Raw genomic sequence first — 25,818 nt, 5'->3', positions numbered from 1 at the left:
GCGCACTCCAAGTCAGACGAGAAATGTTTGATATTAGTAAAAAACTAGTAATAGCAATGGATAAATTTTATGTAATAAGCTCAGACTCGAATAGTGCACGATTAGAAAATCTATATTTTAAACTTATTGAAAAAATGCGAGAAGGAATAGACTACCACTACAACCCCAAAAGAATTATAGTACCAACTGATTACCTATGTAATTTCAATGTGTTAAGATCTGAAATCATAGAGGTGCTTAACAACGAATTAAATGACTCTAGTAAAACTTTAGTAACTTTTAAAAGAGCAATTCAAACTACAAACACCTCTGCCACTAAGATGTTCGAACCAGAAGATAAAACAGAAAGTGCACAGCGGGGTGATGATCTGTCGTCACATAAAACGTGACCGTTCCCTAACATCAAACCTCCGGACTAATAATTTCTGACAGCGGAGCGTATATGTCCATTTTAATCACTTTAAGTCATTTCTGTCCCATAACTAGTTCCTAGTTCCCGAGATAAATGGATGAATCGGAGAACAGCTAATATAGCCTAATATTTTCTGATTTATTGGGTGATATGATCTTTTTAGTACTAGAGCAATATACCGTTATAATTTCACACCGCAATCCGTGAGAAAAAAGAGCGATAAACTGTTTTTCTTTATGCTTAACAAACTGCTGACGACTTTTTAAGTGTCTGAATTATTGTGGCTTAATAAGCTTTTATGTGAATCTAAAAATATCAAAATAAGGAGATAAATTTGAAAAATCTATTCGCATTTGTAGTTTTAGTAGGGCTAAGTGGATGTGCAACAACATCTATGCAGCAAGTATCTGATCAAGATATTCAGCCTAAAGAGTATATCTATGAAGATCTTGCGATTGATCAGGAGCAAGTTTTTAAGAAAGCGAGAGACTTTTTTGCTGAATCTTTTGGTGACAGCACTTCAGTTGTAAGAGTGTCTGATATTGATGAAGGAAAGTATATCGGTAAGGGAATTGTTTCATGGACTCTTTCAGATGGTATTGCTTCAATACAATGCCCCTCAAACTATACACTTAAATTTTTAGCAAGAGATAATCGCGCAAAATTAGAACTAGTATTAAATAAAGGTATTGTACCAGGGCAAACATGTCGCTGGGATAAACCTACGGTTAGTGGTTATAACGAAGTTCTTGCTCTGTTTGATTCAATATCTGCAAACTTAGAAAGCTATCTAAGATCTAATCAAAGTGATGACTTTTAGTATATAAACATAATCAGGAGGCCGGAAGTTTCAAGCCTCCCAACACCAACCTGCATAGGGCTCCGGACAGGGGGGCGCATTTAGAACACCTAATCTACACTCTTTGGCTAGCTTGTGCTTCGAGAGTGAACTGCGACCTACCTGTCTCTTAGTGAACATAATTCCACTTTCTTAAGATAGCCATTAGTAATGATAATGTGAACCGTATAGTCTAGAGCCTAAGCTCTAAACGATTCCTGTCCAAAAACGATTTAGCTTTTTATTGTCCGATTGATACCCGAAAGGTTAAATCGAAGAGATCAAATAACCAAGTAATCAAGTGTAGATGCGGCTGAGGGTATCGAAAACAGGGATGTTTTCGTTAAGCGGTCAGGGATGACGCATAGCGTCCCGAAGCAGTATCTGCACATAAGCGAGCCGCAGGCTTTTAACAACAATGAAGATTCGACTTTAAACACAAAGCCCAATTCCAACTCAGCCAAATGTTATAAGCTCAAAATGCCAACGCCTTCATTCGAAGGCCTACACACTTTTGTCCAAAAATAAGCTAACTTCTGTTTTATATAGCTCTTTCGAGCAGCCAACAATGAAGCTAAATCGAAGAAACAAAAATTCAGGTGCAGATGATCCAGCGAGTATCCAAAACAGGGCGAAGTTTCACTAAGTGAAACATTTTTGAGCGAGAGGCATGGATGCCGAACTGGCTGTTTAACATGGATGTTATTGTTTTGGTTAAGCCCACATGGAGATGCTTGCGGCGTCTAGCTTGATCATTGGCACTTGAAGTCAATCTGACGTCTATGAAAATTTAACTGAGTTTTAAAATTTAGTCTGGTCAGGGCAAACTTTTATAAAAACAAATCTTCCAATACGCTTATTTTCCAAATAAACGTAACGTTTAAATCTTTAAACATCGAATTTATATCGCTTTGCCTTTGAGTAATTTTCGCATCCACATTCGATTTGGGTTAAGTAACGTTTGGGTGTCTAAGCCTACTGGTATCACCTCGCCACATAAGTTTGCTGCAAGACATTCGGCGACTAGAGGCGCTGAACTTAACCCCCGAGAACCAAACCCGCCTAAAACAAAGAGTCCATCATGAACTGGTGCAGGAGTCGTTTGCCAATACCGCTGCCACAAACTGGGTTTATCATTACTGTTTAATTGGATTTGATAGCGCTGGTTTAATTTTTCCATGTCTGTCGCAAAACCCATAACAGGAAAATGATCACGACTGACCATTCTCACACCCACTCTGGCATCATTATTACGGGTATCAATGTCATTTGGCCAACTGACATCAGCAAAGCTTTGACGCATTTTTTGACCGTTTTCATGTTGTTCTATCGGGCAAAACGTTAGATTCTCGGGATTTTTAACATAACTTGCTCCCACACAATGAAGGTGTTCGTGGGCTGGTGTGAGGTAACCATTGGCACAAATAACGGTTTTGAGCTGTGCTAATTGACCTTGAGAGGGCACATGACTCACTTGCCCTCTAAACCCACTCAATGGGATTTGGGCTGTTTGGCTAAACTGGGTTAAGGTTTCACCATTAGCCAGTACTAATTGTTTGTGCTGGCCTATTGGGCTGGTGTTTGATTCTGTATATAACACCCAGCCATTGTCAGAATGGGTGATGTTGTCAATTTTACAATGAAATTTAATGGTGATGTTACTTAAGGTTGACGCTAGCTCAAGAGATGCCTTGGCAAACTCATGAGGGCATATCCAGCCACCTAATGGATAGAATAAGCCGTCTTGGTTAATTTCAACCCCAGCAATTTGACTGGCCTGCAATGCCGATACGGGTAGGGCGATGTCACTTGGCCATGCCTGACCTTCGATGATTTTAGCAAGCCTTGCTGTCGTTCGCTCATCAAAGCCTGTGTGTAACACCCCACAGAAGTCATGACTTGGTGTAAAACCTTGGCTAATGAGGCGTTGAACGCGTTGGCGGCTATACAAAAAAGCCTGCTGGTAAAATCGGCTGAGAGCATTATTTTCTGGGGTTAATAATGGATAAATGGCTCCTTGGCGGTTTCCTGAAGCCCCCTGTGCCAGCATGTTATCTTGACAATAAAGTACAACATTTCTGCCTCTTTCAGCTAGCGATAGGGCAAGTGATGCACTGGCAATCCCACCACCGATAATACCAATGGTGTCAGCAATGAGTGGCGGGGTTAATGAGCCTTGATAAGCAAAATTTGCTTGCTGTTGATTTCTAAGCGCCAGGCGCTCCTGACATGCTATGACATCAACCTCATTTGAAAGGGGCTGGTGTTGATCTAATAACTGAAATCCACAGTGTTTGATGATAGCTTTTAACTCGTTAGCTAAAGGCTCTATCGCGTGTTGGTCAATATCATAAATACTCAACGCAGCATTATCATTGCTAAGTCTACCTAGTTGCCATATTGCTGCCGATGAGTAAAAGTGATCCCTGACTGTCGGCAGCAACGTACTACTGGCGACAAACCAATGTTGAACAGTTTGGCGATGGTTCGCGATGGCGTTTAACTGTTCAATCGGCGAGCCAAAATAGCAGTCAATGGTAACGTTGCTTAGTAGGTTTAGCCGCTGGCAACCTTCTATTGGCGCAATCGCAATGTCTTTAATCAACGGGGTTAACGTTTGTGTTAGCGTGGTCACAAAATGGGTAAATTCCATTTGTTGTGCCTGAATGTGTCCCGTTAATAAACTGATGTGTAATCGTGGCGAGGGTAATGTTGAGCCACTTTGAGTCACTTGAGTAAATGCATCGATTAAATCATGTAGGTTTTCAGGTTGCATTAATCCAATGTGGCCAATATGGACTAAGTCATGGGTTGCCGCCTCTTCTCCTGTCAGAATAAGCTGCTGGAGGTATTGTTTATAATGATTTACGATGAATAAATTAGTGCTTTTACTCAAAAAATTTTACTCAAACAGGAATAATTGGCATTATTTTACCTGTGTTTATGGAAAGCTGACCACTTAAAAGCACTAAAACAGATATTATTGCCGCAATTAAGTGCCGACATCTACCAAATGGATATCAAATAATGAAAAGAGTCGTGATCACCGGTCTAGGTGTAGTTTCAAGTATCGGTAACAACAAGCAAGAAGTTCTAGATTCACTTAAAGCTGGCCGTAGTGGTATTACCCATTCGGATCAGTTTGAAGAAATGCAGTTACGTAGCCACGTTTGGGGTGATATCAAAATCAACCCAGCAGATCACATTGACCGTAAAGCGTTACGCTTCATGGGTGATGCGGCGGCTTATGCTTATATCGCCATGCAAGAAGCGATAACCGATGCTAACTTAACCGAAGAGCAGTACTCAGATTTTCGTGTTGGTTTGGTAGTGGGCACTGGTGGTGCGTCATCTTCTAATCAGGTACAAGCTGCTGATACGTTACGTGAAAAAGGCGTAAAGCGTGTTGGTCCTTACATTGTGCCACGTATTATGGCCAGTACAGCCAGTGCTTGTTTAGCAACGCCGTTTAAAATTAAAGGTGTTAACTACTCAATTAGTTCTGCATGTGCTACATCAGCACATTGTATCGGACATGCTGTTGAGCTTATTCAAATGGGTAAGCAAGATATGGTATTTGCCGGTGGCGCTGAAGAGGTTGATTGGACACTCACCATGGGCTTTGATGCGATGGGCGCGTTATCAACTAAGTACAATGATAATCCGACAAAAGCGTCTCGTACCTATGATGCTGACCGTGATGGCTTTGTTATATCTGGCGGCGGCGGAATAGTTGTTGTTGAAGAGTTAGAACACGCTTTAGCGCGTGGGGCAAAGATTTATGCTGAAGTAGTCGGCTATGGCGCATCTTCTGATGGTTATGACATGGTTGCGCCATCGGGTGAAGGCGCTGTTCGTTGTATGCAAATGGCGTTAGCCGATGTTGATACTCCAATTGATTACGTGAATTCACACGGTACCTCAACACCTGTTGGTGACGTGCGTGAACTCGAAGCTTTGCGGGCAGTGTTTAAAGACAATATTCCGCCTGTAGCGTCAACTAAGTCGCTTACAGGACATGCTCTAGGCGCCGCGGGTGTTCATGAAGCGATTTATAGTATGTTAATGATGGAAAATAGTTTTATTGCGCCAAGCATCAACATCGACAACCTTGATGAACAAGCTAAAGATATTCCTGTTGTGCGTGAGCTACGTCAAACAGAGTTAACCACCATAATGAGCAATAGCTTTGGTTTTGGTGGTACAAACGCAACATTAATTCTTCGTAAATATAAGTAATTATTGATTTAGTTTGTTGCTGAAGACCCAATAAAAAACCAGTCTAACGACTGGTTTTTTATTGGGATTAATTTAACAAAATAACTTTCAAATTTATTTTGTTAGCATGATGACTATTGCATCATAGGCCCAAAGCCTAAGCTCCATAAAATAACACTAGAAGCCATTAAAGCAACTAACAACACTAATCCTGCCGTGACTACTGAGCTAGCATAAATGAAGCCTTTTTCTTCAGGAATATTCATGATGATAGGTACGCCAGCATAAAGTAAATACACTGAGTAAGCTAAGCCGACTAAACCAACGACCATGATAAACCACAAGACTGGATACAGCGCCGCAAACCCCACCATGAATAATGGTGTTGCTGTATACGCTGCTAATTCTACAGCTTGAGTATATGTTGGGCTAGCATCAAAGGTTTTACCCATCCAATAAGCCAGATAAGCTAATGCCATCACGCCAGCAATTAAACCGAAGTACATGCCAACTGACATAAACATTGCACTTTCACTGGTTAAAAATAACGGTTCGCCAGCGCCTGGATTCCAGCCGATGTGCGCTGTTGCAAAATATGAACAAATAGCAGGTATGAGGGCAATTAGCAGTACATGACTTAAGCTACTTTTTAATGCCTCATGGTTTTTTTCAATCGTTTGCCACTCTTGTTTAGGATGGGTGTATAGCCCCATTAAGTGATTTAGTATCATTATTGTTATCCTTGTTTAGCACATTACTACAAGTTCGCCAAACTACAGACGAACTGACTACAGCTCTTTACAATCGCCTTAATCAGTCCAACACATACTTAGCGCTACAAAATTGAGTAGTAAACTTGCTAAGTAATGACCTCATTCCCAATTTGAAGTCTATCCACTTAAGGTGATTGATGCGCTTGTTAATGTTTAGTTAAATTTAACTGCGCCTAGACTATTTATTGAACATAAAAAGCGTTTCGTCAAGCGGTATTGTGTTTTTGTCTTCAGAAAAAACCACCGGATAGGTAATATGTCAGCCTAGATTGAAAAGGATAATCTCACTCATGCAGCAATTACTTGCCCCCATAAAAGCGTTTTTAGGTTGTGAAACTCCCGAGTCATGGATACAAGCAGCTAAAAAGCCTGAACAATTAAACGTGTTGCTAATTGATCATTGCAATTGCGAATTAAAAGCCGCGCAAACAGCAATGATGATGATCCGTAAATATGCGATTGATAAAAGTAGTGCTGATATTTTAAAAGCGTGGGCCAAGCCATATGAAGATTTTGTGTATAGTCAAACCCGAGATGCGCAGGCATTTTTAAATCGTGATGTTAAGAAAAACGATATCACTAATGATCTGGCGGCAAGTCATCATTTAGCCATTAGTGCGGATTTACTGAGCAAAATGGTACGACTGATTAAAGAAGAGTTTCATCATTTTGAACAAGTTTTGCAGATAATGACTGATAGAGGTATCGCCTATACCAATATGCGTGCAGGGCAGTATGCCAGACAATTGATAGGTCATGTTCGTACCCATGAACCCTTAACCATCATTGATAAGCTAATTGTTGGGGCATTTATTGAAGCCCGATCATGTGAACGATTTGCCAAGTTGGCACCGCATTTAGACCCTGAGTTAACCAAGTTTTATACGTCTTTATTACGTTCAGAAGCACGCCACTATCAAGATTACCTCTCTTTGGCTGAAGAGGTGGCTGGTGGCGATATCAGTGAACGTATCGATTTTTTTAGAATAAAAGAAGCTGAGTTAATCCTTGCTGAAGATAATGATTTTCGATTTCACAGTGGTATGCCTACTGTGGAGGTATTACTGCATAAAACCACGAAGTGATCTTTAGCTGGATGTGATGACAAGGATTAGCGTTTTGATGTGAGCAACCTTAATCTATTAAGCGAGAGCGAGGGTGAGTATGGATGGGCAATGTGGGCTCATTTAAGCCATCTTGCTTGGCGAGACGTCAAAGGGCAATTGCAGCAAATGACAACCATCAGGGTTTACCATTAGCACGCTACCTTGTGTATACCAATCACCGACGACCACTCTTTGTCGCCCATTAGGTAATGGATGAATAGCTGGACGATGAGTGTGTCCGTGGATCATTAACGAACAAGCCGTTTGTGCCAAAAGATTATCTACAGCACCAGGTTCGACGTCCATAATCTGATATTGCTTTTGTTTATTACCAAGCTGGCTTTTTTGCCTGATTTTAGCGGCAATGTTTAAGCGAGTTTGCTTAGGCAGATGGCAGTATATCCAGCGAATAACAGGGATGCTTCTAAAGCGTCTAAATCGTTGGTAAGCAATATCTAAAGTACACAAGGTGTCGCCGTGGAGTATTACGGTGGATTTCCCATATAATTGGGTAATAAAAATATCAGGTAATAAAGTCATACCCGCTTGATTGCAATATGATTTTCCTAACATGAAATCACGATTTCCCTGTGTAAAAAACACGGGTATCTGCTTAGCTACACAGGCTAAAGCAGTGGCAATTTCTTGGGTAAAAGGCTCTGCAATATCATCACCCATCCAGACTTCAAACAAGTCGCCAATAATGTAAAGGGCTTCTACATTATTTAAACCTTGCTGTAAAAACTGCAAGAATGCCTGGGTGATGTCGGGGCGATCGGCACTTAAGTGCAAATCACCCACAAAAGCAGTCTGCATTACTTAACAGATACGCTTTGAATGATAATGGCTTCTAATGGCACATCTTGATGCATGCCACGGTTGCCGGTAGCAACGCCTTTGATTTTTTCTACAACATCCATACCTTCTACCACTTCACCAAATACACAGTAACCCCAACCTTGGCTGGTTTCTGATTTGAAATCTAAAAAGGTATTATCGTTTACGTTAATGAAAAACTGCGCTGTTGCTGAATGCGGATCAGAAGTACGTGCCATAGCAACAGTACCTTTGCGGTTAGATAAACCGTTGTTTGCTTCATTTTTGATCGCTTCATTACAACGCTTTTGACCCATATCTTCAGTAAAACCACCGCCTTGAAGCATGAAACCATCAATCACACGGTGAAAAATAGTGCCATCAAAAAAGCCATCTTCAACGTACTTCATAAAGTTAGCTGCTGTGATAGGCGCTTTTTCAGCATCTAATTGAAAAGTAATGTCGCCCAAGTTGGTATGTAAAGTAATCATGTTTTCTCACCTAGATAAAATAATTTGCGCGATTCTAACTTATCTTGATTGACTCATAAAGTGCAGTGTTCAAAACCGTGTGCAACATGATAGACTCAGTGCAAACAATATTCCCACTAAACTGGTATACAAGAGAACTTCGATGTTAAAGATCTACAACAGTATAAGCCGTGAAAAACAAGAGTTTAAACCGATTAACCCAGGTAAAATTGGGATGTATGTGTGTGGCGTAACCATTTATGATTTATGCCATATCGGTCATGGCCGTACTTTCGTATCTTTTGACATGATAGTGCGCTATCTACGTTACATTGGTTATGAAGTTAATTTTCAACGTAATATTACCGACGTTGACGACAAAATTATTAAACGAGCTAACGAAAATAACGAGTCTTGCGATGCGTTAACAGAGCGTTTAACCGCTGAAATGCACAAAGATTTTGATGCGCTGAATATGGTTCGCCCTGACTTTGAACCTAAAGCAACCCTGCATATGCCAGAGATTATTGATATGGTGCAGCGTTTATTAGATCGAGGTCATGCCTACGTTGCCCCTGATGGTGATGTACTTTTTAGCGTGGCTTCATATAAAGATTACGGCCGTTTATCAGGACAAAACTTAGATCAACTTCAAGCCGGTGCCCGTGTTGAGGTGGATCAAGGCAAACAAAATCCTATGGATTTTGTGTTATGGAAAATGTCTAAACCAGGTGAGCCTACTTGGGAGTCACCTTGGGGTCCTGGCCGTCCTGGCTGGCACATTGAATGTTCTGCAATGAACAGCAAGCATTTAGGAATTCATTTTGACATTCATGGTGGTGGCAGCGATTTACAATTCCCGCACCATGAAAACGAAATTGCTCAGTCTTGTTGTGCCCATGACACGCCTTATGTGAATTATTGGATGCATTCGGGCATGGTGATGGTTGACCGTGAAAAGATGTCTAAGTCTTTAGGTAACTTTTTCACTATTCGTGATGTTCTGGAGCATTATGATCCAGAAACCGTGCGTTATTTCTTGTTGTCAGGCCATTATCGTAGTCAGCTAAATTATTCTGAAGATAATTTAAAACAAGCTCGTGCGGCATTAGAGCGTTTATATACCGCGCTAAAGGATTTAGACTTAACCGTTGAGGCTGCACCAGCCACCGAGTATATCGCTAAATTTAAAACGGCTATGGATGATGACTTCAATACTCCTGAAGCATACTCTGTACTATTTGACATGGTGCGTGAAATCAATCGTCTTAAGTTAACAGATATGGCGGCAGCGTCTGCACTAGGTGTTAGCTTGCAGCAACTGACATCTGTATTAGGTATCGTTAGTCAAACACCAGAGGCTTTCTTCAAAGGTGAGGGGAGCGATGATGAAGTGGCTGAAATTGAAGCTTTGATTGTTGAACGTAACCGCGCCCGTATAGAGAAAGATTGGCCAGCAGCGGACGTTGCACGCGATCGTTTAAACGAACTCGGCGTTGTGTTAGAAGATGGCCCAACAGGTACTACGTGGCGTAAAAAGTAATATTGACGTCGCCTTTCAACTCAAAAGCCTGCTCATTTAAGCAGGCTTTTTTGTGGCGACAATTTGCTCATTTTGAACAAATGCATCTAAGCAATCTAAACCACAACGGTTTTGGTGTTGCCAAAAGGTGTGCAATAAACGGCTTCTGTTAAATGCTTGATAAGAATGCACAGCTTCTCGTTTCGTTACAGTATGGCGTTTTTGTGCAAATTCAATCAAATATTCCTGCAACTCTACAAAGTTGAACAAGTCGATGCCGGCTTTAGGTAATTCAGCCACATAGGAGTATTCACAGCGACATTCTGCTTGATAGTGTGTTTTATCAAATAAGAAAAAAGCGATATCACATGGGTATTGCAAGGCATCAATATAGATAGATGAATAGTCAGTGATTAATAAATCAATTTTTTCAAGAATGCCGTAAATATCATCCCAAAAAGTGATATTTATAATATGCGGATATTGGCTCATCTCAGTTGCAAGGTGCGCTTCATTTGGATGCAACCTTAACAACAAACATTGATTCGACTTTTGTAATTGTGACGACAAACGTTCAAAGTCGATGGCTTGAGTATAAATGTTGGTCGCCGAATCTAAATGACTGTCGCGCCATGATGGCGCATATAAGATCACTTGCTGTGTATTTATGGGTAACTGAAGTTGCAACCAATCTTCACTTTTATAACGTTGATAGTAATCGGTGCGAGGATTTCCACAGGTTAACAACTGCTCATCGTTAATTCTAAAGCCGCTGCAAAACAGTTTTTTAACCATATCACTAGGCGCTACCATTAAGTTTGGGCGCACATATTGTTGATGGTATTGGGCTTTAGCAATCAACTTTTGCATAATGTTTTGTGGATGATAAACCTGAAAAAGCGGACCATTACTGATATCAAATTCGATTTGTTTTAATGGCGAACCATGCCATAAGTTAATTTTAACCGCGCCTTTTGCTAGGTATTGATTAATATCACCAATATAAGTGTTATACACATAAAACTTAGCGGTAGCGCTATGCCACACACCTAATAGCGACCACCTTAGATAAGCTTCATATCCCTGTGTTTGTAAACGCTTAATTAGCTGTTTATCTGCGGAAATCCAGATGGCGCGGATAGTCTTTTGCTGCTGCCAGTGTAAAAATAAGTATTTACTGTTATCGGCAAATTTATCTTTATAACAGCCCATTACCGCTTTGTGACGTCTAGGGATAAAGTCAGAAAGAGTGTAAATAAGCTGAGTGATAGTTAAGCGTAATAACAGCAAAATAGCATTCATGGCGGTATCCAAGTTAAATAAGTTTACCAAGAATTAAACCGTTTGCGGGCTCAATATCGCGGCACGGGTGTTTGCTAAATTATTTTTAATATCAGTGGTCGATATTTGCTGAGTACGTTCTAAATATAGGACGTTACAAATATCATTCAAGTCATCAAATTTACCTGCCCAATCGTCGCCAATGGCAAATACATCAGCATTGAGGCGAATAATGTCAGTACGTTTTTGCCGCCAATCTGTTTCAGCAATTACCATGTCAACGTATTTACAGGCCTCAACAATTTCAATTCTTTGCTGATAATTAAAGAAGGCTGCTTTGCCTTTTAAGGCATTAAACTCATCGGTTGAAACGCCTACAATTAATCTATCTCCTAAGCTTTTTAACCGTTTAAACAGTCTAACATGGCCAAAATGGAATAAATCGAATGTGCCGTAGGTTATAATGGTTTTCATATCTGTATCCTCAAAGTTTGTCTGGTATGCATTAAGCTAATTGCCATAAACGTTTGACGTAGCCGAGTTGACTTAACTGCTGAAACTCCATCTCAACCAATTCGATTTCTTCTGCTGGGGCGTTCTTATCAAGTAACAGTTGTACCGGCCCAAATACCCCATATTTTGCCTGTTGGTTTAAGGTTGCGCTTGCCCCGAAAATTAATAGATTGCCTTTGGCCACATGCCACAATTGCGGTAACTTGGCTAATATTTGCGAATTGACAGCGATTTCGTATAACTGAATTGTGCGCTGCTGGTTACTACTGGCATTGAAGCGAATAATAGGCTGTTGAGGGGAAGTTGCTTTGGCGACCAGTAAACTTATCAGCATTAAAGGTAAAGCCAGTATCAGCAAAGCAAAACCAATGAATCTATGCACTAATGACGGTTTTTGCTGTTGCTTAACGCCAGTCTGACAAGCAGCAACCAGGCTAGTGTCATCGACTTTTACCCAAGTGCTATGGGTTATATCTATGATGTAATCTTGCGAAATAATTTGATTTTTTACTGTGAGGTTTTTACCCACAAAAGTATTGGGCATGATGATGCTATCATTTAGCTCGCTGTCTTCTATAAAACAGTTTTGGCCAATAACAATTAAGTTTTTGCAACTAACTAAAGGGTGAACGAAACTATTTTCGCCAATGCTGCCATGAACCGTTTTATCGGTAAAACTTGGACATTGGGTTTGTTGGCCAAGATATAAATTAGCTGTTTCCAAACTGTCGATTTTACGGCCTTTAATGGCGAAATCATGTGCATGTTTGATGATATACTTTGTTGCCGCAGCGAAGTTTGCAATGCTGTCTAAATGGAACGTTTTACCATGCAATACTTGGTTGATGCTGCGTTGCTGATTTTGGGGTAACTCAGCAATAGGCCAATTTAAACTAGCCCCATGTGAACGGCCAGCGGGTAGCATTAATAACCCAGGATTTTGGTTATTCATCGATGCTAATACAAACGTGTGTTGTATCTTTGAGGCAAAGTCGACAAAACGTTTAATGCAGGGCGTTCTAATGATATCACCGCGGACCACTAACTGCGTTTGTTGTGGGTCTAACTGCATACGTTGTAGCACTGAATTAACATCTTCTTCAGGCTTACTTAAAAAGTAATCTATGGTTAGGTTCCATTTGGCCCCTGTACCAATATGCGCTTCAATCTCACTTGCTCGGTTGGCAACCACTAACTTCGCATGGGTAATACCTGCACAAGATAAGTCCTCTAACGTATACTCAATTAAGGCTTTATTCACTAAAGGCATTAATGCCGCGCTGTACTGACGGTTTAGCGGTGCTAGCTCTGCGGCTGAACGATTAGCAAAAATAATGGCTTGCATGGTCTGCTCCTAATACGCGCCACGGGCAAATAACACCGCGGGTATAGTTTTAAATAACAATTGAATATCTTTAGTTAGCGATTGTTGGTAGATATAATCAACATCCAACTCGACTTGTTTATCAAAAGGGATATCAGACCTGCCAGATACTTGCCAAATACAAGTTATGCCCGGCTTTACCATCAATCTGCGTCTATCTGACAATTGATATTGGTTCACTTCTGTAGGTAATGCAGGACGCGGGCCAACTAATGACATGTCGCCTTTTAACACGTTCCAAAGTTGTGGTAATTCATCAATAGAGAGCTTGCGGATCCACTTACCAACGTAGGTTATCCTTGGGTCTTTCTTCATTTTAAACAGCACACCACCGCGCATTTCATTCTCAGTTTTCAACTTGGCTAAACGCGCTTCAGCATCGTTAAACATTGAACGAAACTTCCACATAGTAAATGGTTGGTTATCTTGCCCCGCGCGGGTTTGACTGAAAAATATCGCACCTTTTGATTCGAAACGAATGGCCAATGCTGTAAGTAAAAATAGTGGTGAAAGTAATATCAGCAGTACACTTGAACCAAATATATCAAGCAGCCTTTTGGCGATTTGATTGAGTTTGATTTTAAGAAAAAACCATTGATAGTTTTTATGGTTAACTTGCTGAGCGTGTTTTCCTAGCATTAAGAAGTTTTGCTCTGCTGCAGTGGCAAAATTTGCATTTTGAAAGTTTGCTGATGCATTTTGCAATTCATTTAACTTAGCCGTTGGTTCAGGTTTGCTATGGGATAGTTTCTGCTTGGCTAACTCGAGAAAGACCCGCATTACAAAGAGAGGATTACCCACAATATAGCGGTGCCACATTCTTTTGGGCTCTTGCATTAATCGCCATGTCCATTCCATTCCCATTTGACGAACTGCAACAGGCGCTCTGCTTACTGCATCTGCATAAAAATCAAATAAGCCACCGACACCTATTGCTGCCCCAACATTTAACTTTTCACTGTGCTCGGCAATCCAACGCTCTTGGATTGGTGCGCCCATAGCAACCAGTAATATTTGTGCACCAGAAGAATTGATTTTACCAATCACTTCATCGGTTTGCTGTTCAGAAAAATAGCCATCATGGGAGCCACAAATGCGTAGCTTAGGAAAGCGTTGTTGCATTTTTTCTGCGGCTTTATTGGCAATATTAGGTTTTGCACCCAACATAAATATGCCCACACCTTGTTCGGCAGCCCGTTGGCATAAGAGGGGAAACATATCAGTACCGTTTACGTTATCTTTTAAAGCAATGCGGTGGAATTTGCAGGCCAAACGTAAACCACTCCCGTCAGCAAATACGTTTTTGTTTTGATTGAGTATTTGTCGATATTGCTCATTTTTATGAGCGATATTCATACAGTCGGCATTTACAAATGCATAGCTGTCACACTCAGGCGTTTTAGCACTGTTAATGACATTGTTGATAGCATCACTCATGGTGATATTGCTAATAGTGACTCTGAATAATTGAAACTGCTTTTGAGTTGAACAGATCACATTGGAGGACAAACTATACCCTAACAGACAGCGCAGTGTTGCTAGCAGGTAACATACTACTGAAGTGTTAAGTTTTGGGTTAATAACATATTGATCGTAGGCTATGCCCATTCGGGCATGCATTTGCTTAAAGGACATTAAACCAGGACGTATCAAATATTCGTGGTAGGGTAAAACCGCATATTGATATTGGCCTCCAACTAATCCTAGTTCACCTTTGATGACATTCAGTAACCCCAGTGGCGTGGAGAAATTTGAGTCAGAAAACTGTAACAATGCAATGGGTTTACTCTGACCACTGTGAATATAGAGAGTCTCAAAGACTTGTCCTGAAGTCACTTTTAGGTGAATTGCTTTAAGTATCAGTATCGGGCTTATCAATACTAATATCATCGAGCTCAAAAGCGTCTCGATCATTCTGACTGATACAGAGACTTGTTTTATATGAATTCGCATAAGTTACCTCGATATATTGTTTAATCCCATCAGGGATTATTTGTTATACATCTAGCAATGCTTAAACTGTGCCATATTTTAAGTTGTTGATTTTTTTTTGGTTTTTACAGTGTTTTTTGTTGATGGGCGATATCCTGTTTGCAGTTTGCAAGGCAGCATGCAAACAGGTTTTACGCAAAGAGAGAAAGGGGATGAGTGAATTATAAAAAGATAGATGACACGCCATCACGGCTAATTTTATATTTTTGGATACTGCCAATAGCTTTTTGACCTAAACATTCTAGCCAATGATAAGCAAAAGCGGGTAATAACCATTGCATATATGCTGCACTGACAGTGCTAATCGTTCTGCCCATTTCGTCTTTTAAGATTTTAGGTGAGGTGGTTAAGGCTTGTGTTGCTAATTTAGCGGCCATTTTACCATCTTTCATTCTAATAGCCTGGCGTGCTAAATATCGTAGTTGATAAGCCCTGGCATCATTTTCATGACGTTTTAACAGCTTAGGAGCAAAGTAACGCGCTTTACTGATCATTTGTTCCCATGAGGCTAACTGTTTTAATAAGTTAGCAGACAATCCGCCATGATTTAAGCGATAGTAAGTTAATGGTTGTGGTAAGCCTTCCATTTTCCACTTTGTTGTTGCCACAATGCGTAACCAACATTCAATATCTTCTGATTGACGAAATTTTTCATCAAAGTAACAAGAGTATAGCTGGTGATGGTGCACGCTTTGATAGCGAATATCATTAAGGGTTTCACGGCGGATCACGGGCGCCGAACCATTACCAACTGGATTACGGCATAACAAATGTGCGGCATCAATATTTGTCAGTTGTGGCATCTGATAAAAATCTAATAACTTGCCGTCATAGCTCATAAAGCTAGAACGAGAAAAGCTGATCCCGACGTTGGGGTTGGCATCAAGATGCGCACAATGACGTTGCAGTTTTTCTGCATGCCACATATCGTCAGAATCTAAAAATGCCACGTATTTACCCAGTGCATGACGGATCCCGGTGTTACGCGCAGCAGCCAGTCCTTTGTTTTCTACATGGTTAATAATCCTCACGCGGCTATCATGGAATTGCTGGCAGATTTTCAAGCTGTTATCGGTTGCACAATCATTGACAATAATCAGCTCAAAATCAGTAAAGGTTTGTGCTAACACAGACTCGATGGCTTTTTTTACAAACATTTGCACGTTATATACGGGCATAACAACAGTAATTTTAGGGGTCATAGTGATTCTCCTATGGAGGTAAGTTGTTGATTGTTTTTAAATACTTTTTGGTAGCTGTAGATACAAATGAGTGGCAAGGTGATGAAGTAACTCACCATTACGGATTGTGCCACTGTGATTAAACTGAACTGGCAAGCAATGCCGATAACCACCGCCAGGCAAATTGTGAGTAATAGATTAATTTTGAGGTTGGTTTGGCTTAAACCGTTTGCTAGTAGCAATTGGCTAGCAGCTTCGCCTAGTGGTCTGACTAAGCCACTTAGGCATAAAAACAGGAAAACATTTATGGCATCGGTTGATAACCATTTATCTCCGTAAACCAGTGGAACATACCAATCAGAAAGTACGCTTTGCATTAAAATAACCGGTACAGTGATTGCCATAATCGCAGCGATACTACTGAGGTATTTTGCAGATAAATCTTCAACGGTATTTCGATGGCAAAGGTGGCTATAAAATGCGGTTCCGAAACTTTGAATTAACCCAAGGCTTATCCCCAAGCTAATATTGTAAGCAAAAAAGTACACTCCTAATGCCTCCACACCCATGAAGTAACCAACTAATAAATAATCAATATTTTGTCTTAGAGTGTTAGTCAAATCGCTTAAACTAACGGGAATGCCAAAGTGTAACAGTGTGATAACCTGAGCATATTTAATGCCAGTTTCAGATTGCATTTTTGGCAAAGGGTTGTGGTAACGATGAATTGCAATCCACACAAAGATAACCAGTACTTTGGGTAAAATGATTGCCCAAATTTCAAACCCAGCCAGTGCCAGAATTGCGGTTAGTGCAGCATCAATAAAGGTTTGCCAAAGATTTGCTCTACCGACAATACGCATTTTGTTGTTTCGTAAATTTATGGTGGCATATTGCATCCCCATAGGTAGCAATAAAAAGCTCATTGCCATTACCGCAATGGGTAAAATTAACGACGTGTCATGGTAGTAACGGGCAATGGGATAACTGGCCAAAAGCATCATCAAGCATGCTAACAAACACACTCCCCAGTTCACCCAATTAGCACTGCTTAAATGGTCGGTGAATTGTTCATCATCCATGCGAATCAATGCAGCGGAGGTAATTCTACGGGTAGCGGTACAAATTAATTCGAACAGCGTGAGTACAATTGCAGCTTGACCAAACATTTCTGGCATTAGCAATCTGGCCAGTACAATGCTGGAAAGTAGACGAATAATCCGTCCACTAAATTGAGCTGAACCTAACCACATCATGCTTTTTCCTAATCCAGTAAATCCTGATTGAATTAGCATCATGGTCTTATTTAAAAATCTATTATGCGGTTTTTTCATATTCATCCTAGCGTAAGTCATTCGCTTTATACGCTAGGGTTACATGAATCGTGCCAAAGTTTAAGTGTTTGTAAATAAATGGTTTATTTGTTTTTTATTTGGGTTTTAACAATGGTTTTGCAGAATGCAAAGGCATATTGCAATGTTAAGGAACAGGTTAGGTTTGTGATAACAAAGATGAATGCTGCTGGGGAACCGTGAAGCGAGTGGTAAGGTTTTTAGGTGTTTAGCAACGGCGAATTAATGCGCTTACAACATGATGCACATCGCGGCAGGTAACAAGCTTGAATCACCTTTTTGATATGTATTCTTTGCCTGCCTCTGCTGGCATGGCGTCATGGTCTGCAATTAAAGACTTACCCAAAATGATTAATCCTGGCCAAAATAAGTAAGCTAAGATTTCGAGGTTTTCGCCAAAGGTATACAACATCAGTAGCATTAGTATCGCCATGCCGACTTTAGCTAAAGGGCGGGTAAATATGTTGATCATCAATACAATGAAAGTCACTAGCATTGGCACTGCTAATGCAATTGCCCCAACTAAGCCTTTTACGAATAACAATCCATACCATGTATGATGTGACCCTATCGGCATATATTCGACCATGTGTGGGCCTCGCTCAACAATGCCATGGCCAAATAATACCGCCTCATTCCACCAGCGCTCAACGGCAATATCTGCTAAGGCTTGTCTAACTCTAGTGGAATCCGCCCTAGCTGATTTTACTGCGGCTATACTCATGGATATTTTATTAAGAATTGACTCTCCGACAAACCCTGTGGCTAGAATAACAGGGCACAGAATGAAATAAAGTATTGGCGAACGTACAAATTGAAGCATAGAAAAATAGCCAAATAAGGCCAGATAACAAATTAATGCTAAGCGTGATTGCGACATTAATACCATCAACAAACTGCCGAACACTCCCCAACGTTTCCACTGTGATGAAGACTCTTGTAAAGCAAAGATGAAATATAAGTTGCCAAGCATGCCAAGCGCAGGAGCCCAAGGCGTGAATAGTCGCCAGCGAGGAATACCGCTACCAGGGTCTATTTCATATAAGCTTAACGAGAAAAACTCAGGACCTGGTCCACCAATAATACTTAAAGGTGAAACATAAAGGGTACTAGGTAAACGGATCATCCAAGCGAGTACAAATATTGGCAATAATAACACCGTGTGTTTACAGACTTGGCAGCAAGCACGATAAATAATTTGTGGTCTGATATCAAGGCAAGCTACGACAGGGAAAATCGCCAAAAGTGCCCAGCCTTTTGCCCAACCGATAGAAGATTTTATTAACTTTGCTATTCCTAAACCTTGTTCTAAATGGCCCACAATCAATGCCATTAACATCACCCACATGCCAAACAACCATACATAATGGGTCAGACTAATAGTATGTGCTGGTTGGTAAGATATTTTCTTAACCAATAAGCGACAAAACAATATCCAAGCAATTACCGGGGCGACAATATATAACGCCCCCACTATCCAAAATAGATAGCTATAAACTATTGCTTTATAGACGATTATTTCGTCAGCATTTTGCGGAGTAATGGTTTGCGGATCCATAAAATACTCAGTCCTATTAGTGCCATAAATGATGCGCCAAATGCCGCTACCAATAATAACATTGTCGCTAAATTATCTGCTTTTGATGGCAGAGAAGGTGGCGACAATAATTGCAATAATGGATAAGCTGTAAAAATGTCGGCCTTACCTACATCCATTTTTGCCACTGCGGAGGTCATTACCGCCGTCGCTAATTGATGAGCACGGTGTAAGTCTTCTAATTTAGCGGCATCATCGTTTGAAAGCTCTAGGCGGGTTTCCCATTGTACAATTTGACTATCCAAGGTATTCAACTCTTCATTAATACCGGTATAAGTGGCTCTTAACTGAATGAGTTGCTCCATTAAGTCGGCACGACCATCAATGTCATCTAATAATAGCTTGTTAATCAATGTGCGGTCAGCTTTGCCTTTTTGATTCGACACTAAAGTCGCAATTCGTTCTGATAGGGCATTTTGCAACTTTGACTCTTCGGCATTTAGGCTGGTTATTTGTGGATGATTATTGCCAAAGTGTGCTGATAGCTCGTGTAACTTACCCAAGATTTCATTATGAGATGTGAGCAATTGTTGAAAGAATTTATCATTATGCAATTTTAATAAATCAGCGGCTTCATCGGCTGTGGTACCTAAATGCAGCATTAATGATTTCTCTTCAGCTTCAATGCCTTTCAATTTTGAAATCATATTCACGCGGTTATGACGAAGGCGTTCGATGGTTAGCGCTAACTCTTTAAATTGATCTAGCGAGACTAAGCCTCGTTCAGATTGAAATGCTAAAATAGCGTCTTGAGATAGCTTCACTTTTTGATTGTATCCCGCTAAACCTTGGATTATCCCGCTTTCTCTTAAATTGACCTCATCGGCACGTAAGTCGTTTAACAAGTTTTGTAATGATTGATAAAGCGCCCAAGCTTTGTCTTGTGCTTCTTTTGCAGAACTGCCTTTGATACTAAACTCCATCAAGCCAGTTTGACTAGGCAGTTTCAGCTTTGGTTTGCCAAGCTGGGCTACTGGCATTTCTAAACTTGTTGCTGCAGAGGTTATTAATAAGTCGCTGTCTGCTATTGCTTTGTAGTTTTCTCTAGGGTCAATCGCCGAGCTTAAATATGGTGAACTTGATGAGCTGGTGGCTTGACCTAGACTGTCCAAACTAACCAATGCACCTGCGCCATTACCAGGTAAAATTAAGGTCCATTTAGATACGTAAGACGTTGGTTTTATTGCCATCAATAAAAAAGCACTTGCCCAAATAATCAGTAAACTGACGAGTGCGGTTTTAAAATATAACTTTTTGCGCGCATTAGGCGTCAGTTTGCTACCTTCTAACGCTGCACGTTTAATCCAAAACAAATAAGCTAATTCACTGAGGCTATTATCTTTTGAATCATTGATTTGATAATCCGCTTCATTAGATGATTTTTTTGAGACATTTTTAATTGGTTCAGCATAAGGAACACTGATCTTTTCATACTCTAAAATGTCTCTTTCAATGACGTTATCCATATGAGTCTCCTTTATAACCAGCCGATAAGGCTTGAAGGAATAAGTACTTCGGTAACGCTGCGCGCAATTTCACGGAAGTTAGTCATGCGAGAGTCATAACAGGCTAGTCCGTCACCTGGTAACAATACCGGATTCATATTGTTAGACCAGGGTTGCTGAATAAGCCCGTCAATAGAGCGTTCTACTACATCTACCTGATTAGAAAGTGGGTTTTTGGTGATAAGTAAAATGTAACGACCAGCATTAGTTGATTGTGCGCCACCGACACAGTTAGCGGCAATGGCTCCATTTAATAGACGTGTTCCATAAGGAAAACGTGTGGCTTCACGGTCTACAGCCGATTGGCTATTTGAGCTTGCAGGTTGAGTAAGGTTTGAAATATACACTCGAATACCGGGGGCTGTAATTGGTGATGGTCTTGCTAATTCATCATCAAACTGATTACTGCTCGGTACATGGATTTTGTCACCACTCATTAAGGTGAATTCCTGAATAGCTTCGCCAGTTAATACACCGCTCAAATTAAGGCTGAAAATTTGGTTATCACGAATGACATTGACTGCGGTTAAGTCTGCATCAGGGCGAATGCCTCCGGATGAGCGAAGCGCGGCTTCAATACTACGTTCAGTCGCTTGGTCGCCGGCATAGTTACTGCCATCGTCTTTCATTTCAATCGGGAGTTTCTTGTTAATCATATGTTGACCAGGTTCAAATACTGCACCTGAAGTCATAATATTAATGGGCGCCCAACTGATTGGCACAATGCTAATGCGGATAGCATGTGGCTTCATTAAGTTTTCAGTAATCAGTTGATTTTTTATCGCCAGATTAAGTTGCGCTAAAGTCAGATCCTTGGCAACAATAGCCTGCATATAAGGTAAATAGATATTACCGTCGGCATCAATTTCAACGGCTTTGCTGAAATCCTCACCATTTAATATGTTGATATCTAATTTATCGCCAACAGACAGTTTAAGTTGGGCATTTTTCCATTGAGTCGCTTGTAAACTCGGGTCTAAATGGCCAATTTTAAAACTGTCTTTGGTAATCACTGGGTTGTTGGCATCGTTCATGGTTACATGATCTGCAAGTGTAAATGCAGGGTTACTGGGTCTTTGAGCACTAATTTGGCGGTCATAGGGCATAGTTTGACCAAAATAATGACATTCTGTCAGAGTATCCATTTGACAAATATCTTTGCTAGCAGGTGCATTCGGGGTAACACAACCAGTTAAGCTAGTGCTGAAAATACCGATAAGTACCGCGAGTTTAGTGTTTGTCATAATGTTGCTCCTTAGAATGAATCGATTAAGATAACTGCGAGTTAACTAGCAATATCTTCGATGTTCTCGCTATAGCTTAGGCTGTCTAATGCTTGTTCTTCTGATTCATAAATGTCCAAGATATGGTGTAACCGAGTGAGTTCGATTAATGCTCTAACACTCGATTTAGGGTTGAGTAAAACAATATTACCTTGGTAGCTCATTGCTTGTTTTCGGGCTGAAATTAGCACCGATAAACCACTTGAATCGATATACTCCAGGTTGCTCATATCAATGACTAAACGGGTATGACCTTGATTGATATAATCTAGCATCGCGGCGCGGTATGTGGGTGTTTGTGCCATAACCATTTTTCCTGGTAGACGCACTACACTGACATGTTTTTCTGCTTGTAATTCGAAGTTCATAATGTCACCTCATTTTGTGGTTTAATTGTCGAGTCAGACATGGGTTGTTTTAGGTTTAGTTGCTTGGGTATAAAACAACCTATCTTGTACGTGTAATGTTTTGCAGTAAGCGTGCCAATGTTTAACTTTTTGTTTTTAATGTATATTTTTGTTATTTGTTATGGTTTTAGTTCATTTTTTGCAAATTGAACGTGAAAATTAGCAATATGCAACAGATTGCATATACCTCTTTCTAGGCATAAAAAATCGATAGTTGGCAATGGATAAAAAATCAGAACACCAAAATAATTAAATGATTGTGAGCACTTAACATCTGGTTTGTGCAGTTGGCACTGACATCATTGTTGGTTTAAACATCTTTAATTAGTCTGATCCCCATACTGTTAAAGTCAGCACTTTTAGCCAGGTGGTTTAATGACGGGGTTGTGTACGCTATATCTGCATTGAGGAGATTTAATCCGTTTGGGAAGGCTAAATACTGCAGCGTATAAGAGGAAACTGTGCATTTGTAGCTTTGGAATAGGAATGTGCGGCTTTAGTGCCTGTTTTTTTACCATTATCTTATTAAGTCATCCCAAGCCATATTGGTTGCAGTGTGGATCAATAAATCGGTTAAAGTGACCTTATTCAAGTGTAAATAATTAGACTCTATCGGCTGTGATTAATAAAATGGCCAGAGTAACCAAACTTGGAAGGTAAAACATGTTACGTAAATCTGTATTCGGATGCCTAGTGCTATTATCGCTTAGTGCCTGTAGTGCCTCTACATCTGACAGCTATGAAGATGAGGACATTAATGTTGAGGTTCAAGTGCCTGCTGAGGCGGTTGATCCTATGATGGAGAATAACGAACGGCTGATTAGAGAGAGCCAAGAAGATGTGTGGCAAAAAAGGATTAAGTAACCATCACATCAGGTTAAGCTAAATCAAGTATTGCCGTTTCTATAACGTGTAAATGAGTAATAGCATCAAGATGGGGTTACACGCGTTAATGAATGTGAACGTTGATACCGATAATGCTTAGCCTGGAAGGTATTTATGTTTGATTTGGTTACTTGGGATTGAACACGACTCGTCATCAACTAGGCTGTGCTATACGCCAACCTAGGGTCTGTTGATCTTTCAAGGTTGTTTTTGCAGCGAATTGTTGGCCTTTACTCACATATATAACTGCGCGGCAGAGACTTTGAGCTGTAGTTATTCTACATAAAAAGTCGATAACGCAGTAAAAATGGCCAACAAACGCTGCCCGGAGGGTTCGGCTAAAAACGTTTTACTCTTTGTTGAATGAACTTTTTGAGAACAAAGAGTGCTTAGATGACTAGGTATCAATCCATTCGCCTCGATTAAAATGTTTTTAACTCGAACAAAATTTAACCAGCAAAGTTCAACAGACCCTAGTTAATGTTTAACAGGAATGTTATTTCTTTAATGCCTTAACAAGCTCATTCTTAAATGACTACCTAATACCGTGGGTTGGTTTAAAACTTGATCCATCCAGTTATACATAATCCATAAACCTCTGCCATTCTCGGTATTAATATCAGGGCAGTCCGTTGGTGTTGGCAATGAGTGATATTCTGCAGTATCCAGTAAGTCGACGATAATTCGGTCGGCATTGCAATGCATCAATAAGGTAATATTTGCAGCATTGCACTGGGTATGTTGCAAGATATTGTTAACCCCCTCTAAAGTGCAAGTGATGACCTTAAATCTTTGTCGGTCATTTATTGCGTTATTCAGCATAAATTGATCTAACTCAACACAGAATTGTTGTTGCTCGATAACTTGATGATTTAAATTTAGTTGTAAGCTATTCATGTTTTGCTCCTTATGCCACAGTTAATGGCGAGGGTATTAATTGAGCTAATAGTTCATTGCTCAACTTTTTAGGTGTATTTTGATATTGCTCGGTATTATCCGCTTTATCCAAACTGCTAGTCAGCGTGTGATTCGAAAACAGCATAATCGACATATCATCTTGACCATCGCCTTGTTTCCAATCGGATAGTGCATGGCGAATATGGTGCATCATCGCATCACCGCTGATAGTGTGTTTTAGCGTACACAGCGCTTTTAACCTTGGTAGTCCAAACATTCCATGAGTAGGATTATTCATTTCATAAATCCCGTCGGAAAAAATCATTAACTGTTGATCCGCTTTTAGCGTACCTTGCCAATTAACGTATTGAGTATTTTCATCAATTCCCACGGGCAAGCTGGACTGCATATTGATTGAGTCACAATGATTTTGATTGATTAATAGCGGCTGAGGGTGTCCGGCATTACACAGTTCATATTCACCTGTACTGCAATTCATTTTACCAATGATCATGGTGGCAAATTGACCTTGATCACTGGGATCAAAAAATACTCGGTTAATGTATTCCATCAATAGATCTGGGCTCGTGTGCCAATCTGCTCTGTTGGGATTGAGTGCTTGGGCCAAAGTAAAACTTTGCATTGCGGCGCCAGCCCCATGACCTGATACATCAATCAGAAAAAATCCCATCCACTGTTCATTAATTTTAAAACATTGAAATACGTCACCCGCTAACTCAGTAGCTGCTTGAAAGTAATGATTTACTTGCCATTGCTGCTGGGTGAAACGCTTGGCTGGTAACAAAGAGCGTTGAAGTTGCGCAGCTTGTTTTAGTTCTGCTTTCTTTTCAGTGAGTAACTTTGTTGTCTGTGTGAGTGCGTCATTCAGTGCGTTATGCTGTTTACGCATTATTTTTTGGGATTTAATTAATCGCATCGCGGCAATGACACGAGTCGTTAATACTCTAGGATCAAAAGGCTTTGCCAAGTAATCATCAGCCCCCGACTGCAACGCATATACCAGATCTTCGGTTTCATTATTGCCTGTCAGCAGCAAAACATAGGGCGTGTGCTCTTCTGATTTTAAGCGTTTACAAAGCTCGATACCGCTAAGATTCGGCATACGCCAATCACTGACAACCAAATCAACGATTTGTGTTTGACAAATTGCCAGTGCTTCTTGGCCATCCGTTGCCTGATTAAAGGTCATGCTGCAACCTTCAAGTGTGACTTGTTGCAAAATGCTGGCAATAAACAAGCGTTCGCTTGGGGTATCTTCAACAAGCAGAATACTAATATTGTGGGTTGCTTCAGTTAAGTTCATGGGTGACTCCAGTTTTCTGTTATGCCTGCATTTTTGATTTTGCAATAGCAAATAAACCATTC

At 40.4% G+C, this 25,818-nt stretch carries 22 protein-coding genes; 6 read left to right on the top strand and 16 right to left on the bottom strand.

The window, feature by feature from the left end; translation table 11 throughout:
• Both NE535_RS12430 and NE535_RS12425 read left to right on the top strand, forming a co-directional pair.
• Positions 1-389 (top strand): hypothetical protein (locus tag NE535_RS12430; RefSeq protein WP_261298954.1); only part of this gene is annotated, 389 nt, incomplete at its 5' end.
• Positions 390-746: 357 nt separating this feature from the next.
• Entirely contained in the window at positions 747-1,232 is a 486-nt protein-coding gene (locus NE535_RS12425) for a DUF4468 domain-containing protein (protein WP_261298953.1), read from the top strand.
• A gap of 919 nt (positions 1,233-2,151) precedes the next feature.
• Here the strand turns inward: NE535_RS12425 and mnmC1 are convergent.
• On the bottom strand, positions 2,152-4,146 hold the full coding sequence (gene mnmC1 / locus NE535_RS12420; protein ID WP_261298952.1) for an FAD-dependent 5-carboxymethylaminomethyl-2-thiouridine(34) oxidoreductase MnmC1: 1,995 nt from the start codon (positions 4,144-4,146) through the stop codon (positions 2,152-2,154).
• Positions 4,147-4,277: 131 nt separating this feature from the next.
• Here mnmC1 and fabB point away from each other — a divergent pair, with 131 nt between their 5' ends.
• Positions 4,278-5,489: a beta-ketoacyl-ACP synthase I gene (fabB, locus tag NE535_RS12415; protein WP_261298951.1), complete on the top strand. Its 1,212-nt coding sequence runs from the start codon at positions 4,278-4,280 to the stop codon at positions 5,487-5,489.
• A gap of 113 nt (positions 5,490-5,602) precedes the next feature.
• Here the strand turns inward: fabB and NE535_RS12410 are convergent, their stop codons facing one another.
• Entirely contained in the window at positions 5,603-6,199 is a 597-nt protein-coding gene (locus NE535_RS12410) for a Yip1 family protein (RefSeq protein WP_261298950.1), read from the bottom strand.
• Between the two features lie 332 nt (positions 6,200-6,531).
• Here NE535_RS12410 and miaE point away from each other — a divergent pair, with 332 nt between their 5' ends.
• Positions 6,532-7,326 (top strand): tRNA isopentenyl-2-thiomethyl-A-37 hydroxylase MiaE, encoded by a 795-nt coding sequence (gene miaE, locus NE535_RS12405; protein WP_261298949.1) that lies wholly within the window; start codon positions 6,532-6,534, stop codon positions 7,324-7,326.
• 102 nt (positions 7,327-7,428) lie between these two features.
• Here the strand turns inward: miaE and NE535_RS12400 are convergent, their stop codons facing one another.
• Positions 7,429-8,163: a UDP-2,3-diacylglucosamine diphosphatase gene (locus tag NE535_RS12400; protein ID WP_261298948.1), complete on the bottom strand. Its 735-nt coding sequence runs from the start codon at positions 8,161-8,163 to the stop codon at positions 7,429-7,431.
• Entirely contained in the window at positions 8,163-8,654 is a 492-nt protein-coding gene (locus NE535_RS12395) for a peptidylprolyl isomerase (protein ID WP_261298947.1), read from the bottom strand. Before NE535_RS12395 ends, NE535_RS12400 begins: the two co-directional genes overlap by 1 nt.
• Positions 8,655-8,796: 142 nt before the next feature.
• Here NE535_RS12395 and cysS point away from each other — a divergent pair, with 142 nt between their 5' ends.
• Positions 8,797-10,176 (top strand): cysteine--tRNA ligase, encoded by a 1,380-nt coding sequence (cysS, locus tag NE535_RS12390; RefSeq protein ID WP_261298946.1) that lies wholly within the window; start codon positions 8,797-8,799, stop codon positions 10,174-10,176.
• Between the two features lie 36 nt (positions 10,177-10,212).
• Here the strand turns inward: cysS and NE535_RS12385 are convergent, their stop codons facing one another.
• The 10 genes from NE535_RS12385 to NE535_RS12340 form a co-directional block, all read right to left on the bottom strand.
• Positions 10,213-11,457: a CDP-glycerol glycerophosphotransferase family protein gene (locus tag NE535_RS12385; RefSeq protein ID WP_261298945.1), complete on the bottom strand. Its 1,245-nt coding sequence runs from the start codon at positions 11,455-11,457 to the stop codon at positions 10,213-10,215.
• A gap of 33 nt (positions 11,458-11,490) precedes the next feature.
• Positions 11,491-11,910 carry an FAD synthase family protein gene (locus tag NE535_RS12380; protein WP_261298944.1) on the bottom strand — a complete coding sequence of 140 codons (420 nt, stop codon included), beginning with the start codon at positions 11,908-11,910 and terminating at the stop codon, positions 11,491-11,493.
• A gap of 31 nt (positions 11,911-11,941) precedes the next feature.
• Positions 11,942-13,294, bottom strand: coding sequence for a nucleotidyltransferase family protein (locus NE535_RS12375; RefSeq protein ID WP_261298943.1), 1,353 nt, complete (start codon positions 13,292-13,294; stop codon positions 11,942-11,944).
• A 9-nt stretch (positions 13,295-13,303) separates the two neighbouring features.
• Positions 13,304-15,223 carry a WecB/TagA/CpsF family glycosyltransferase gene (locus NE535_RS12370; protein WP_261298942.1) on the bottom strand — a complete coding sequence of 640 codons (1,920 nt, stop codon included), beginning with the start codon at positions 15,221-15,223 and terminating at the stop codon, positions 13,304-13,306.
• A gap of 263 nt (positions 15,224-15,486) precedes the next feature.
• A complete protein-coding gene (locus NE535_RS12365) occupies positions 15,487-16,527 on the bottom strand; it encodes a glycosyltransferase family 2 protein (protein ID WP_261298941.1) in 1,041 nt (346 codons plus the stop codon).
• Complete coding sequence (locus NE535_RS12360; RefSeq protein WP_261298940.1) at positions 16,524-17,840, bottom strand: oligosaccharide flippase family protein; 1,317 nt, start codon at positions 17,838-17,840, stop codon at positions 16,524-16,526. The genes NE535_RS12365 and NE535_RS12360 overlap by 4 nt, the downstream gene beginning before the upstream one ends.
• Before the next feature lie 289 nt (positions 17,841-18,129).
• Entirely contained in the window at positions 18,130-19,416 is a 1,287-nt protein-coding gene (locus NE535_RS12355; protein WP_261298939.1) for an O-antigen ligase domain-containing protein, read from the bottom strand.
• The gene (locus NE535_RS12350) at positions 19,374-20,921 is read right to left on the bottom strand and encodes a GumC domain-containing protein (RefSeq protein WP_261298938.1); all 1,548 of its coding nucleotides are present in this window, start codon (positions 20,919-20,921) and stop codon (positions 19,374-19,376) included. Before NE535_RS12350 ends, NE535_RS12355 begins: the two co-directional genes overlap by 43 nt.
• Positions 20,922-20,932: 11 nt before the next feature.
• Positions 20,933-22,204, bottom strand: a complete 1,272-nt coding sequence (locus NE535_RS12345; RefSeq protein ID WP_261298937.1) for a polysaccharide biosynthesis/export family protein — start codon at positions 22,202-22,204, stop codon at positions 20,933-20,935.
• A 41-nt stretch (positions 22,205-22,245) separates the two neighbouring features.
• Positions 22,246-22,611 carry an STAS domain-containing protein gene (locus tag NE535_RS12340; protein ID WP_261298936.1) on the bottom strand — a complete coding sequence of 122 codons (366 nt, stop codon included), beginning with the start codon at positions 22,609-22,611 and terminating at the stop codon, positions 22,246-22,248.
• Between the two features lie 702 nt (positions 22,612-23,313).
• Here NE535_RS12340 and NE535_RS12335 point away from each other — a divergent pair.
• Positions 23,314-23,514, top strand: coding sequence for a hypothetical protein (locus NE535_RS12335; RefSeq protein WP_261298935.1), 201 nt, complete (start codon positions 23,314-23,316; stop codon positions 23,512-23,514).
• Between the two features lie 525 nt (positions 23,515-24,039).
• Here the strand turns inward: NE535_RS12335 and NE535_RS12325 are convergent.
• Together NE535_RS12325 and NE535_RS12320 are read right to left on the bottom strand one after the other, a co-directional pair.
• A complete protein-coding gene (locus tag NE535_RS12325) occupies positions 24,040-24,432 on the bottom strand; it encodes an ATP-binding protein (RefSeq protein ID WP_261298934.1) in 393 nt (130 codons plus the stop codon).
• A 10-nt stretch (positions 24,433-24,442) separates the two neighbouring features.
• Complete coding sequence (locus tag NE535_RS12320; RefSeq protein ID WP_261298933.1) at positions 24,443-25,756, bottom strand: SpoIIE family protein phosphatase; 1,314 nt, start codon at positions 25,754-25,756, stop codon at positions 24,443-24,445.
• Between the last annotated feature and the right edge of the window lie 62 nt (positions 25,757-25,818).

The organism is Shewanella holmiensis, assembly GCF_025370255.1.
GTDB lineage: Bacteria > Pseudomonadota > Gammaproteobacteria > Enterobacterales > Shewanellaceae > Shewanella > Shewanella holmiensis.
The sequence above is the reverse complement of the archived record's forward strand: the minus strand, read 5'-3'. Positions and strand labels throughout refer to the sequence as shown.

Bases quoted from the DNA above. Each gene is read 5' to 3' on its own strand.
- fabB (WP_261298951.1), top strand. From the start codon at position 4,278: ATGAAAAGAGTCGTGATCACCGGTCTAGGTGTAGTTTCAAGTATCGGT.
- NE535_RS12410 (WP_261298950.1), bottom strand. From the start codon at position 6,199: ATGATACTAAATCACTTAATGGGGCTATACACCCATCCTAAACAAGAG.
- miaE (WP_261298949.1), top strand. From the start codon at position 6,532: ATGCAGCAATTACTTGCCCCCATAAAAGCGTTTTTAGGTTGTGAAACT.
- NE535_RS12400 (WP_261298948.1), bottom strand. From the start codon at position 8,163: ATGCAGACTGCTTTTGTGGGTGATTTGCACTTAAGTGCCGATCGCCCC.
- NE535_RS12395 (WP_261298947.1), bottom strand. From the start codon at position 8,654: ATGATTACTTTACATACCAACTTGGGCGACATTACTTTTCAATTAGAT.
- cysS (WP_261298946.1), top strand. From the start codon at position 8,797: ATGTTAAAGATCTACAACAGTATAAGCCGTGAAAAACAAGAGTTTAAA.
- NE535_RS12385 (WP_261298945.1), bottom strand. From the start codon at position 11,457: ATGAATGCTATTTTGCTGTTATTACGCTTAACTATCACTCAGCTTATT.
- NE535_RS12380 (WP_261298944.1), bottom strand. From the start codon at position 11,910: ATGAAAACCATTATAACCTACGGCACATTCGATTTATTCCATTTTGGC.
- NE535_RS12375 (WP_261298943.1), bottom strand. From the start codon at position 13,294: ATGCAAGCCATTATTTTTGCTAATCGTTCAGCCGCAGAGCTAGCACCG.
- NE535_RS12370 (WP_261298942.1), bottom strand. From the start codon at position 15,223: ATGATATTAGTATTGATAAGCCCGATACTGATACTTAAAGCAATTCAC.
- NE535_RS12365 (WP_261298941.1), bottom strand. From the start codon at position 16,527: ATGACCCCTAAAATTACTGTTGTTATGCCCGTATATAACGTGCAAATG.
- NE535_RS12360 (WP_261298940.1), bottom strand. From the start codon at position 17,840: ATGAAAAAACCGCATAATAGATTTTTAAATAAGACCATGATGCTAATT.
- NE535_RS12355 (WP_261298939.1), bottom strand. From the start codon at position 19,416: ATGGATCCGCAAACCATTACTCCGCAAAATGCTGACGAAATAATCGTC.
- NE535_RS12350 (WP_261298938.1), bottom strand. From the start codon at position 20,921: ATGGATAACGTCATTGAAAGAGACATTTTAGAGTATGAAAAGATCAGT.
- NE535_RS12345 (WP_261298937.1), bottom strand. From the start codon at position 22,204: ATGACAAACACTAAACTCGCGGTACTTATCGGTATTTTCAGCACTAGC.
- NE535_RS12340 (WP_261298936.1), bottom strand. From the start codon at position 22,611: ATGAACTTCGAATTACAAGCAGAAAAACATGTCAGTGTAGTGCGTCTA.
- NE535_RS12335 (WP_261298935.1), top strand. From the start codon at position 23,314: ATGTTACGTAAATCTGTATTCGGATGCCTAGTGCTATTATCGCTTAGT.
- NE535_RS12325 (WP_261298934.1), bottom strand. From the start codon at position 24,432: ATGAATAGCTTACAACTAAATTTAAATCATCAAGTTATCGAGCAACAA.
- NE535_RS12320 (WP_261298933.1), bottom strand. From the start codon at position 25,756: ATGAACTTAACTGAAGCAACCCACAATATTAGTATTCTGCTTGTTGAA.